The 12277-nt window shown below is 58.8% G+C and carries 11 protein-coding genes; 4 read left to right on the forward strand and 7 right to left on the reverse strand.

Going from position 1 to position 12277, the window contains the following annotated elements; translation table 11 throughout:
- Position 1 precedes the first annotated feature (1 nt).
- Genes sdhA through sdhC form a run of 3 tightly spaced genes read right to left on the reverse strand, consistent with a single transcriptional unit; the run spans position 2 to position 2514 of the window.
- Positions 2 to 1774 (reverse strand): succinate dehydrogenase flavoprotein subunit, encoded by a 1773-nt coding sequence (gene sdhA / locus MHH62_RS07190; protein ID WP_034135179.1) that lies wholly within the window; start codon positions 1772 to 1774, stop codon positions 2 to 4.
- Between the two features lie 3 nt (positions 1775 to 1777).
- A complete protein-coding gene (gene sdhD, locus MHH62_RS07195) occupies positions 1778 to 2146 on the reverse strand; it encodes a succinate dehydrogenase, hydrophobic membrane anchor protein (RefSeq protein ID WP_003172805.1) in 369 nt (122 codons plus the stop codon).
- A complete protein-coding gene (sdhC, locus tag MHH62_RS07200) occupies positions 2140 to 2514 on the reverse strand; it encodes a succinate dehydrogenase, cytochrome b556 subunit (RefSeq protein ID WP_014717729.1) in 375 nt (124 codons plus the stop codon). Before sdhC ends, sdhD begins: the two co-directional genes overlap by 7 nt.
- A 365-nt stretch (positions 2515 to 2879) precedes the next feature.
- On the opposite strand from sdhC, the gene gltA reads away from it, so the two are divergent.
- A complete protein-coding gene (gene gltA, locus MHH62_RS07205) occupies positions 2880 to 4169 on the forward strand; it encodes a citrate synthase (RefSeq protein ID WP_014717728.1) in 1290 nt (429 codons plus the stop codon).
- Between the two features lie 228 nt (positions 4170 to 4397).
- Here the strand turns inward: gltA and MHH62_RS07210 are convergent, their stop codons facing one another.
- The 3 genes from MHH62_RS07210 to MHH62_RS07220 all read right to left on the reverse strand — a co-directional run bounded on the left by MHH62_RS07210 (position 4398) and on the right by MHH62_RS07220 (position 7472).
- Positions 4398 to 6056, reverse strand: a complete 1659-nt coding sequence (locus MHH62_RS07210; protein ID WP_339232743.1) for a cation acetate symporter — start codon at positions 6054 to 6056, stop codon at positions 4398 to 4400.
- On the reverse strand, positions 6053 to 6364 hold the full coding sequence (locus MHH62_RS07215; RefSeq protein WP_003190001.1) for a DUF485 domain-containing protein: 312 nt from the start codon (positions 6362 to 6364) through the stop codon (positions 6053 to 6055). Before MHH62_RS07215 ends, MHH62_RS07210 begins: the two co-directional genes overlap by 4 nt.
- 256 nt (positions 6365 to 6620) lie before the next feature.
- Positions 6621 to 7472 (reverse strand): glycine betaine ABC transporter substrate-binding protein, encoded by an 852-nt coding sequence (locus MHH62_RS07220; protein WP_003233255.1) that lies wholly within the window; start codon positions 7470 to 7472, stop codon positions 6621 to 6623.
- A 332-nt stretch (positions 7473 to 7804) separates the two neighbouring features.
- Here MHH62_RS07220 and MHH62_RS07225 point away from each other — a divergent pair, with 332 nt between their 5' ends.
- The gene (locus MHH62_RS07225) at positions 7805 to 9358 is read left to right on the forward strand and encodes a glycosyl hydrolase family 17 protein (protein WP_339232745.1); all 1554 of its coding nucleotides are present in this window, start codon (positions 7805 to 7807) and stop codon (positions 9356 to 9358) included.
- A 106-nt stretch (positions 9359 to 9464) separates the two neighbouring features.
- On the opposite strand, the gene MHH62_RS07230 is transcribed toward MHH62_RS07225, so the two are convergent.
- On the reverse strand, positions 9465 to 9833 hold the full coding sequence (locus tag MHH62_RS07230; protein ID WP_339232746.1) for a hypothetical protein: 369 nt from the start codon (positions 9831 to 9833) through the stop codon (positions 9465 to 9467).
- 233 nt (positions 9834 to 10066) lie between these two features.
- Between MHH62_RS07230 and MHH62_RS07235 the strand changes: the two genes are divergently transcribed.
- Both MHH62_RS07235 and MHH62_RS07240 read left to right on the forward strand, forming a co-directional pair.
- The gene (locus MHH62_RS07235; RefSeq protein WP_003189995.1) at positions 10067 to 11365 is read left to right on the forward strand and encodes a serine protein kinase PrkA; all 1299 of its coding nucleotides are present in this window, start codon (positions 10067 to 10069) and stop codon (positions 11363 to 11365) included.
- Positions 11358 to 12146: a VacJ family lipoprotein gene (locus tag MHH62_RS07240; RefSeq protein WP_014717723.1), complete on the forward strand. Its 789-nt coding sequence runs from the start codon at positions 11358 to 11360 to the stop codon at positions 12144 to 12146. Before MHH62_RS07235 ends, MHH62_RS07240 begins: the two co-directional genes overlap by 8 nt.
- Positions 12147 to 12277: the final 131 nt, after the last annotated feature.

The raw sequence follows: 12277 nt of genomic DNA on the forward strand, positions 1-12277 counted from the left end.
CTTAGTAAGTCCGAATCTTCGGTTCAAACGTCGGCACCGTCTTCGGCGAGAAGTTCACGGCACGCTTGGTTACGCGCTTGTCACCCGGGAAGTACAGGGTGTGGCACAACCAGTTTTCGTCGTCGCGATCTTCAAAGTCTTCACGAGCGTGAGCACCACGGGATTCTTTACGAACCTCGGCGGCGATCGCCGTCGCTTCAGCCACTTCCAGCAGGTTTTGCAGCTCAAGGGCTTCGATACGAGCGGTGTTGAACGCCTGGCTCTTATCGTTGATCTTGACGTTGGCGATGCGCTTGCGCAGGTCAGCCAGCTGGGCAATACCCTTCTGCATGTATTCGCCGGTACGGAACACACCGAAGTAGTTCTGCATGCAGTTTTGCAGTTCGCGACGCAGGGTTGCTACGTCTTCGCCATCTGTGCGCTCGTTCAGAGCGTTCAGACGCGCCAGGGCCGCTTCGATGTTGGCGTCGGTGGCGTCATCGTATTCGATGCCGTCAGTCAGCGCCTTCTCAAGGTGCAGGCCGGCCGCACGGCCGAATACCACCAGGTCGAGCAGCGAGTTGCCGCCCAGGCGGTTGGCACCGTGAACCGATACGCAAGCCACTTCACCTACTGCGAACAGACCATGGATGATCTCGTCCTGGCCGTCGGCGTTCTGGGTGATTGCCTGACCATGAATGTTGGTCGGCACGCCGCCCATCATATAGTGGCAAGTTGGAACCACCGGAACCGGAGCAACTACCGGGTCAACGTGGGCGAAGGTCTTGGACAGCTCGCAGATACCAGGCAGGCGGCTGTGCAGCACTTCTTCGCCCAGGTGATCGAGCTTGAGCAGTACGTGGTCGCCATTCGGGCCACAGCCGTTACCGGCGATGATCTCTTTAACCATCGAACGAGCCACAACGTCACGGCCAGCCAAGTCTTTGGCGTTCGGAGCATAACGCTCCATGAAACGCTCGCCGTGCTTGTTGATCAGGTAACCACCTTCACCACGGCAACCTTCGGTCACCAGTACACCGGCGCCGGCGATGCCGGTCGGGTGGAACTGCCACATTTCGATGTCTTGTACCGGTACGCCAGCACGCAGGGCCATGCCGACGCCGTCACCGGTGTTGATCAGGGCATTGGTGGTAGAAGCGTAGATACGACCTGCACCACCGGTCGCCAACACAGTCGCCTTGGCGCGGATGTAGGTGGTTTCACCGGTTTCGATGCAGATGGCGATCACACCGACGAACTCGCCCTTGCCGTTCTTCACCAGATCAACCGCGTAGTACTCGTTCAGGAACGTGGTACCGGCTTTCAGGTTGCCTTGGTAAAGGGTATGCAGCAGCGCGTGACCGGTACGGTCGGACGCAGCGCAGGTACGGGCAGCCTGGCCGCCTTTACCGTAATCCTTGGACTGGCCACCGAATGGACGCTGGTAGATACGGCCTTGCTCGGTACGGGAGAACGGCAGACCCATGTGGTCCAGCTCGAACACCGCGGCCGGGCCTTCCTGACACATGTATTCGATAGCGTCCTGGTCACCGATATAGTCGGAACCCTTGACGGTATCGTACATGTGCCAGCGCCAGTCATCGTTAGGGTCGGCGGAGGCGATGGCGCAGGTGATGCCACCCTGGGCCGATACGGTGTGGGAACGCGTCGGGAACACCTTGGTGATCACGGCCGTCTTGTGGCCGCCCTGGGCCAGCTGCAGCGCAGCGCGCATGCCAGCACCGCCGCCACCAATAATGATGGCGTCGAATGAAATAGTTGGAATGTTAGCCATGAATCAGATACCCCAAAGAATCTGCACACCCCAGACGAAGTAAGCGAACATCGCGACGCCGCATACTGCCTGGAAGAGGAAACGTACTGCAGTCGCGGACTTGCCCAGCGCCATCGGCGTCAGGTAGTCAGTCGCGATGGTCCACATGCCAACCCAGGCGTGAGCGCCCAGGGCTACAAGGGCCAGCAGACTGAAGATTCGCATCGCATTGTGGGAAAACAGGCCGTGCCATTGCTCATAGCCGATGCCCGGGTTTGCGACGAGGTATCCGATCAGGAAAATGAAATAAGCCGCGAGAACGACCGCAGACACACGCTGTGCCATCCAGTCATAGAGGCCCGAACGCGACAGATTCGTTACGCTGGTTACCATATCCAAACTCCTGCCAGAACGATCAGCACCACGGAAATGGCGACGATGATTTTCGAGCCCAGGCGGCCGCCTTCCAGCGTCTCACCGATGCCCATGTCCATGATCAAGTGGCGCACACCGGCTACCAGGTGATACAGAAGAGAGGACAGGAGGCCCCATGCTACGAACTTGGCCAGCGGGCTGGTCAAGCATGCCTTCACCTCGGCGTATCCTTCCTCGGAACCCAGGGATTTGCTCAATGCATAAAGCATGATGCCCAAGCCCAGGAACAGGATGATGCCGGAAACACGGTGCAGGAACGACGTAACGCCGGTGATGGGGAGTTTGATGGTCCTTAGGTCTAGGTTTACAGGTCGTTGGCTATTCACGGCTTTTTTTCACACTGAAGAGCCCCTAACAATCAGGGCAAAGTTGTTGGGGAGTGCGACTGGTCAGGTAAGCACCACCCAGGGAGTGCGACCCCCAATGAAAGCAAGCCCAAAAGCCCTTGGCGGTCGGTGGCCGAGTATAGACAGTTAGGTTACTAATGACAACGCGCACACCTCACCCTAATAGCTGATTGCGCTGGCGGGATAAAAGGCGTAAATGGCAGTCAATTTCGACGAAAAAGTACGGTTAAAGCCTTCTGGCGCAAGACTTTAGGCAAATTGACATCTGGATTTATATCAATATAGTGGTGCGGGCCCTGCGTGGGGGGTCTGTCTGATGATTTGAAGCATAAATAGGAGGCCACATGGCTGACAAAAAAGCGCAGTTGATCATCGAGGGCGCAGCCCCCGTCGAGCTGCCCATTTTAACCGGCACCGTTGGTCCCGATGTTATCGACGTACGGGGCCTGACGGCCACGGGCCGTTTTACTTTCGACCCAGGCTTCATGTCGACCGCTTCCTGCGAGTCGAAGATCACCTATATCGATGGTGATAATGGCATTCTGCTTCATCGCGGCTACCCGATCGAGCAACTGGCTGAAAAGTCGGACTACCTGGAAACCTGCTACCTGCTGCTAAATGGCGAATTGCCAACAGCCGAGCAGAAAGCCCAGTTCGTCAGCACCGTGAAGAACCACACCATGGTTCACGAGCAGTTGAAGACCTTCTTCAACGGCTTCCGTCGCGACGCCCACCCGATGGCCGTCATGTGCGGTGTAGTAGGCGCCCTGTCGGCCTTCTATCACGACTCCCTGGACATCAATAACCCGCAGCATCGCGAAATTTCCGCGATCCGCCTGGTTGCCAAGATGCCTACCCTGGCCGCAATGGTTTACAAGTACTCCATGGGCCAACCCATGATGTACCCGCGCAACGACCTGACGTACGCGGAAAACTTCCTGCACATGATGTTCAACACCCCGTGCGAGATCAAACCGATCAGCCCGGTGCTCGCCAAGGCCATGGACCGGATCTTCATCCTCCACGCCGACCACGAGCAGAACGCTTCCACCTCTACCGTGCGCCTGGCGGGCTCTTCGGGTGCCAACCCGTTCGCCTGTATTGCCGCCGGTATCGCCGCACTGTGGGGCCCTGCCCACGGCGGTGCGAACGAAGCCGTATTGACCATGCTCGATGAAATCGGCGATGTGTCCAACATCGACACCTTCATCGCCAAGGCCAAGGACAAGAACGATCCGTTCAAGTTGATGGGCTTCGGTCACCGGGTCTACAAGAACCGCGACCCGCGCGCTACTGTCATGAAGCAGACCTGCGACGAAGTGTTGAAGGAACTGGGCATCAAGAACGATCCGCAACTCGAACTGGCCATGCGCCTGGAAGAGATCGCCCTGACCGACCCGTACTTCATCGAACGCTCGCTGTACCCGAACGTCGACTTCTACTCGGGGATCATCCTCAAGGCGATCGGCATTCCAACCAGCATGTTCACCGTGATCTTCGCCCTGGCGCGGACCGTGGGCTGGATCTCCCACTGGAAAGAAATGCTCTCCAGCCCGTACAAGATTGGCCGCCCGCGCCAGCTGTACACCGGCTACGAGTCGCGTGACATCACCAAGCTGGAAGATCGCAAGTAAGCATTCAACTGCTTAGCTGCATTGAGAACGGCCTCCCTTAGTGGAGGCCGTTTTTGTTGGTGTGGCCTGATCGACCGTCATCGCAGGCAAGCCAGCTCCCACATTGGACCGCATTCCAACAAAAGGACACGGCCCAGTGTGGGAGCCGGGCTCGCCCGCGATAAGGCCAGCCCAGGCAAAAAAATACCCCGGCCTTGCGACCGGGGTATCTCTTATGCAACTGACGGCTTAGTGATTAACCGCCCCACTCGCCCCCAGGCCAGTCTGCGAACGCACAAACTGTGGGAAGTACAGCGCACGCTCTTTCTCTGCCGCCGCCGACTTGTCGGTGATGGAGAAGAACCAGATGCCGACGAACGCAATGATCATCGAGAACAGCGCCGGGTACTCGTACGGGAAGATCGCCTTTTCATGGTGCAGGATCGACACCCAGATGGTCGGACCGAGGATCATCAGGCCTACGGCGCTGATCAAGCCCAGCCAACCGCCAATCATGGCACCACGGGTGGTGAGGTTTTTCCAGTACATGGAAAGCAGCAGCACCGGGAAGTTACAGCTGGCAGCGATAGAGAACGCCAGCCCGACCATGAACGCAATGTTCTGGCTTTCGAACAGGATACCCAGGCCGATGGCCAATACACCCAAGGCTACGGTGGTGATCTTCGACACGCGAATCTCATCTTTCTCGTTGGCTTTGCCTTTCTTGATCACACTGGCATACAGGTCATGGGACACCGCCGAAGCACCCGCCAGGGTCAAGCCGGCAACCACCGCCAGGATGGTGGCAAACGCCACGGCCGAGATGAAGCCCAGGAAGATACTGCCACCCACCGCATTGGCCAGGTGCACCGCCGCCATGTTGTTACCGCCGAGCAAGGCGCCCGCTGCATCCTTGAACGCCGGGTTGGTGCTGACCAAAAGGATCGCGCCGAAACCGATGATGAAGGTCAGGATATAGAAGTAGCCGATGAAGCCGGTTGCGTACAGCACGCTCTTACGCGCTTCCTTGGCGTCGCTTACCGTGAAGAAGCGCATCAGGATGTGCGGCAGGCCAGCAGTACCAAACATCAGTGCCAGGCCCAGGGAGAATGCCGAGATCGGGTCCTTCACCAGGCCGCCGGGGCTCATGATCCCTTCACCTTTGGGGTGAACCTTGATCGCCTCGGAGAACAGCATGTTGAAGTCGAAGTTGACGTGCTTCATCACCATCAGCGCCATGAACGAGGCACCGGACAGCAACAGTACCGCCTTGATGATCTGCACCCAGGTGGTCGCCAACATGCCGCCGAACAGCACGTACAGGCACATCAGGATACCCACCAGGATCACCGCCACATGGTAATCAAGGCCAAACAGCAGCTGGATCAGCTTGCCCGCGCCAACCATCTGCGCGATCAGGTAGAACGCCACCACCACCAGCGAGCCACACGCCGACAGGCTGCGGATCTGGGTTTGCCCCAGGCGATAGGACGCCACGTCGGCAAAGGTGTATTTGCCCAGGTTACGCAAGCGCTCGGCGATCAGGAACAGAATGATCGGCCAGCCCACAAGGAAGCCGATCGAGTAGATCAAGCCGTCGTAGCCGGAGGTGAACACCAGCGCGGAAATCCCCAGGAAGGACGCCGCCGACATGTAGTCACCGGCAATCGCCAGACCGTTCTGGAAACCGGTGATCTTGCCGCCCGCCGCATAGTAGTCCGCCGCTGACTTGTTGCGCTTGGACGCCCAATAAGTGATGCACAGGGTGGCGCCGACAAACGCGACGAACATCACAATGGCCGAGATGTTCAGCGGTTGCTTGTGCACTTCACCGGTCAATGCGTCCGCCGCCCAAACGGCCGGAGCCAACAGCGAAGCACCGAATAGAGCCAATAGACGCCGGATCATTGCGCAGCCTCCTTGAGAATCGCATTGTTCAGGTCGTCAAATTCGCCGTTGGCCCGACGCACGTAGATGCCGGTGAGAATGAAGGCCGACACAATCAGCCCGACGCCCAGAGGAATGCCCCAGGTAATCGAGGAACCGGGGCTGATCTTGGCCCCCAGCACTTGTGGCCCGTAGGCAATCAACAGGATGAAAGCGGAGTAAAGCCCTAGCATGATCGCCGAGAGAATCCAGGCGAACCTTTCCCTTTTCCTGACCAGCTCCTTGAAACGCGGGCTGTTTTGAATCGAGAGGTAAATGCTGTCGTTCATTGTTTTTATCCTCGCAGCACAGCTTTTTATTATTTTGGAACGTATCCACTGTATGCGGCTGCGCAATGGGTTCCAGACGACCTTAGTAGTAGATCGAGTGTAGCGAGGGATTGCTGGGGCGCAGGAAGATTTGAGTCAGTGCAAAACGAATGTGGGAGGGGGCTTGCTCCCGAAAGCGGTGTGCCAGTCAAAAATCTGTGACTGGCACACCGCTTTCGGGAGCAAGCCCCCTCCCACAGGGTTGCATCGGTGGCTTTTATTTAGCGGTCCATTCGGCAACGCGCTCGGGGTGCTTGGCTACCCAGTCCTTGGCCGCGGCGTCCGGCTTGGCGCCTTCTTGAATCGCCAGCATGACTTCACCGATTTCATCCTTGGAGGCCCACTGGAATTTCTTCAGGAAGGCTGCGACTTCCGGCGCTTTCTTCTCCAGGCCCTTGCTGCCGATGCTGTTGACGGTTTCAGCAGCACCATAAATCCCTTTTGGGTCGTCCAGGAAACGCAGTTTCCACTTGGCGAACATCCAGTGCGGTACCCAACCGGTGACCGCAATCGACTCCTGCTTGTCTTCGGCGCGGGTCAGTTCGGCAATCATCGCCGCACCCGAGCTGGCTTGCAGTTTGTAGTCCAGGCCATATTGCTTGATGGCTTCGTCGGTCTTGAGCATTACGCCTGAACCGGCGTCGATGCCGACGATCTTGTTCTTGAAGGTGGTATCGGTCTTGAGGTCTTCGATGGACTTGGCCTTGACGTACTCCGGCACGATCAGGCCGATCTTGGCGTCCTTGAAGTTGGGGCCGTAGTCGACCACCTTGTCCTTGTTCTTGGTCCAGTATTCACCGTGGGTTACAGGTAGCCAGGCGGAAAGCATGGCATCGAGTTTGCCGGTGGCGACGCCCTGCCACATGATCCCGGTGGCAACCGCTTGCAGTTTTACGTCGTAGCCGAGCTTTTGCTTGATCACCTCTGCCGCCACATGAGTAGTGGCCACGCTGTCGGACCAGCCGTCCACGTAGCCGATGCTCAGGGTCTTGCTGTCGGCACTGGCCAGTGTGGAGCCCATCGCAACTACCAGAGTGGCAGCTGCGCCCAAGAGTCGTCGCATCTTCATAGTACTTCCCCGAAAGTGCTGCGCCCGACGGATGCCGAGCGACGTCAAACTGTTGTTATAGGGTGCACCGCGCCCCCTTCACGCGCATCGATCCGGTTGCTGAGGCATCAGTGGAGTACTGACAGTTTTATCTTCAACCTGCGTAGGCATTTGCCCTGCTCTGTCAGCGACCTTGGTTGAGCAGGAAACGACATCACATCGCCAGCAGGATGCTTTGTAGGCGTTATCGCCAGAATCCCGCCCGAAGTTTGCATGTCAAAATTATGCAGCCGCACTGGGCTGCGGCAAATCCGGGTAAGATGCGCGCCTTTGCTCCCCCAGATAAGCCGACCATGCCCGCGACTGCCCGCTTCCCTGCCCTGCCCTATTTCTTCGCCTTGATCCTCGGCGTGCTTGCCCTTGTCGGCTACTGGTACGGCCTCGGCCGGCCGGTGGTGTTGCCAGACGTCGCCAGCGCCAGCCATAAGCTGCAATGTGCGTCCTACACACCGTTCGACAAAGACCAATCCCCATTCGATCAACCGTTCGCGCTGCGCCCCGAGCGCATGGACGCCGACCTGGCGCTACTGGCTACGCGCTTTGAATGCATTCGCACCTATTCCATGACCGGCCTGGAGGCCCTGCCGGACATGGCGCGCAAGCATGGGTTGAAAGTGATGGCCGGGGCCTGGGTCAGCAGCGACCCTGTGGCGACCGAAAAAGAGATCAACGAGTTGATCGCGGCGGCCAACGCCAGCCCGGATGTAGTGACCTCGGTGATCGTCGGCAACGAAGCCCTGCTGCGCAAGGAAGTTACTGCCAAGCAACTGGTGGCGCTGATCCATCAGGTTAAAAGCCAGATCAAGCAGCCCGTCACCTATGCCGATGTCTGGGAGTTCTGGTTGCAACACCCGGAAATCGAGCCGGCGGTGGACTTCCTGACCATTCACCTGTTGCCGTATTGGGAAGATGAGCCGTCCGGCATCGACCAGGCGCTCAAGCACGTGGGCGATGTGCGCCAGACCTTCGGCCATAAATTCGCGCCCAAGGACATCGTGATCGGCGAAACCGGCTGGCCCAGCGAAGGCCGACAGCGCGAAACCGCCGTGCCCAGCCGGGTCAATGAGGCCAGGTTCATGCGCGGCTTCGTGGCCATGGCCGAAGCCAATGGCTGGCGCTACAACCTGATCGAAGCCTTTGACCAGCCATGGAAACGTGCGAGTGAAGGGGCTGTGGGTGGTTACTGGGGGCTGTTCGATGCAGACCGTCAGGACAAAGGTATCCTCGCCGGCCCGGTGACCAATGTGCCCTACTGGCGGCTGTGGCTGGGCGTCGGCGGGCTCATCCTGCTTGGCACCCTGGTGCTCGGCGGCCGCGTTCGCAGCACTCGCTCTGCATTAATACTGCCGTTGCTAGGGGCCGTCGCAGCGTGCTCCATCGGCAGTTGGGCCGAACTGACCCGCGTTACCGCGCGCTTCAGCGATGAATGGGTATGGGCAGGCTTGCTGGTGATGTTGAACTTGCTGGTGCTGGCCCACGCCGCACTCGCCCTCAGCGCACGGGAAGGCTGGCGTGAGCGCGGGTTCAGCTGGCTGGAGCAACGCGCGGGCTGGCTGATGGCAATCGCCGGGTTTGCCGGTGCGGTGATGATGCTGGCGCTGGTGTTTGACCCGCGCTATCGCAGCTTCCCAAGCGCGGCGCTGGTGTTGCCGGCCCTGGTGTACCTGGTACGCCCGGTGACCGGACCACGTCGGGAGATTGCGTTGCTGGCCTTTATCATCGGTGCCGGCGTTGCGCCGCAGTTGTACCGTGAAGGGCTGTTGAACCAGCAGGCCTGGGGTTGGGCAGTGGTCAGCGTGCTGATGGTTGCGGCTTTGTGGCGTTGCTTGCGAGTGCGCAAGGCGTAACACCGCTATCGCAGGCAAGCCAGCTCCTACAGTTGATTGGGTTCACACATTTCTATCTGTGAGCACGGTCAAATGTGGGAGCTGGCTTGCCTGCGCTGAGGCCACATCAGGCGCCGCGCGGCTTCCTGACCAACCGCAACCCCGCAATCACCACCGCAAACACCGCAAACGTCGTGTTGTACAACGCCAGCGCCGGCAACCCGAACACCAAGCCCACCACCGCCAACGCCCATCCCGCACGCCCCGGTACAAAAAAGCCCAGCACCGAGGTGATCAACGCCGCCCCCCCCAGCAGCTTGAAATGGATCATCAAACCCAGGTTCGAACGCACCTGGCATTCCCAGCGACTGGCCTCATCAGCACAGATGCCAACCCACTGCCCATCCTCCATGAAGCCGTAGCGTGCGGCATAACTGGCGGCCAGCCATAACGGCAAGGCAATAAGCAGCAGAATCAACGGCAAACGACGGGACATGGGGCACTCCGATAGGCAAAAACGGCGCCCAGCTTAATCCCACGGCGGCCGTTAGCAAGGTGTTCGCACAGATATCTGTTCAACAAAGCATGGCAAAGTGTATCGTCTCGCTACTATTACCCCGATTCCGACGTTTTTTCCGACTTTTCGTGCCGAGTGCTGGCACTTCGGTGACAAGGCGGTGGTCATAGCCTGCGAACTTCATTCAGCCCGTTCCTCTTAGGGATTAAGTCATGCTCCGTTCCTTGCGCTGTGCTGCCTTGCTGGGCAGCCTATTTTTGAGTGCGTCAGCACTGGCCGTCGATATCGACCAAGCCAGCTATGGCTACCCTTTGACCAACCCGTTCGAAGCAACCATCGCCACCACGCCTCCCGATCTGCGGCCAACCCTGCCGACAGATGACGAGATCAACCAGTCCGACTACACCCTGACGATGCGCCCCGAGCGCGAGTTCAGCCTGCCGGACAATTTCTGGGCGGTGAAGAAACTCACTTACCGCATTGCCAAGCAGGACCGTGCTGCGCCTTTGATCTTCCTGATCGCCGGCACCGGTGCACGCTTTGATAGCAGCATCAATGAATACCTGAAAAAGCTGTATTACCAGGCCGGCTACCATGTGGTGCAGCTCTCCTCGCCAACCAGCTTCGATTTCATCAGCGCCGCTTCGCGCTTCGCCACCCCGGGCATCACCCAGGAAGACGCCGAAGACATGTACCGCGTGATGCAAGCCGTACGCGCGCAGAACGCCTCGTTGCCAGTGACTGATTTCTACCTCACCGGTTACAGCCTGGGCGCCCTGGATGCGGCGTTTGTCAGCAAGCTGGATGAGACCCGCCGTAGCTTCAACTTCAAGAAAGTGCTGCTGCTCAACCCGCCGGTCAACCTCTACACCTCGATCACCAACCTCGACAAGCTGGTACAGACCGAGGTCAAGGGCATCAACAACAGCACCACCTTCTATGAGTTGGTGCTGAGCAAACTGACGCGTTACTTCCAGCAGAAAGGCTACATCGACCTCAACGATGCCTTGCTCTATGACTTCCAGCAGTCCAAGCAGCACCTGAGCAATGAACAGATGGCCATGCTGATCGGCACCTCGTTCCGCTTCTCGGCCGCTGACATTGCGTTCACTTCGGACTTGATCAACCGCCGTGGCCTGATCATTCCACCCAAATACCCGATCACCGAAGGCACCAGCCTCACGCCGTTCCTCAAGCGTGCCCTGCAGTGTGACTTCGACTGCTACCTCACCGAACAAGTGATCCCGATGTGGCGCGCTCGTTCCGATGGCGGCAGCCTGCTGCAACTGATCGATCAGGTCAGCCTGTACGCCCTCAAGGACTACCTGCGCGACAGCCCGAAAATTGCCGTGATGCATAACGCCGACGATGTAATCCTCGGCCCTGGCGACCTGGGCTTCCTGCGTAAAACCTTCGGCGATCGCTTGACCGTCTACCCGCTGGGCGGCCATTGCGGCAACCTCAATTACCGCGTCAACGCCGACGCCATGCTGGAGTTCTTCCGTGGCTAAATATCTTCTGCTGCTCGCCGCACTGATGTGCGCAGGCGTGGCCAATGCCGACAACAGCAAGGCCCAAGAACCCGTCAAGGTCGATGCCGACGGCTTCAAGGAGCCGCTGACCAAGCTCAAGTTCAACCCAGGCTTGGACCAGCGTGAGTTCGAACGCTCCACGCTCACCGCGCTTAACGTCTACGACCCACTGGAGTCGTGGAACCGCCGCGTGTACCACTTCAACTATCGCTTCGACCAGTGGGTATTCCTGCCGGTAGTAAACGGTTACCGCTACGTCACGCCGAGCTTCCTGCGCACCGGCGTGAGCAACTTCTTCAACAATCTGGGCGATGTGCCCAACCTGATGAACAGCTTGTTGCAGCTCAAGGGCCACCGCTCGCTGGAAACCACCGGGCGCCTGCTGGTCAATACCACCATTGGCATCGCCGGCCTGTGGGACCCGGCTACCGCCATGGGCCTGCCGCGCCAGAGCGAAGACTTCGGCCAGACTCTGGGCTTCTACGGCGTACCGGGCGGCGCCTATGTGGTGTTGCCGATCTTTGGCCCGTCGAACCTGCGTGACACCACCGGCTTGCTGGTGGACTACAGCGCCGAATCGCAGATCAACTTCCTCAACGTATCCGAAGTCAGCTCCAACCATCCGGAAGTCTGGGCCCTGCGCGCCGTGGACAAGCGCTACCAGACCAGCTTCCGCTACGGCCAGATGAACTCGCCGTTCGAGTATGAGAAGGTGCGGTATATCTATACGGAATCGCGCAAATTGCAGATTGCCGAGTAAACGTCATTGACCAAAGCCAAGGTCATCGCAATGGCCTTGGCCTCAATCCTGTAAACGCCATCTATCGTCACACTTTGAGCCATTGATCACCGCCAGACGGCGAAAACAGTGGAACCTCTTGAATGAAAGTT

Origin of the sequence: Pseudomonas sp. FSL L8-0168 (genome assembly GCF_037976155.1) — a bacterium.
GTDB lineage: Bacteria > Pseudomonadota > Gammaproteobacteria > Pseudomonadales > Pseudomonadaceae > Aquipseudomonas > Aquipseudomonas paracarnis.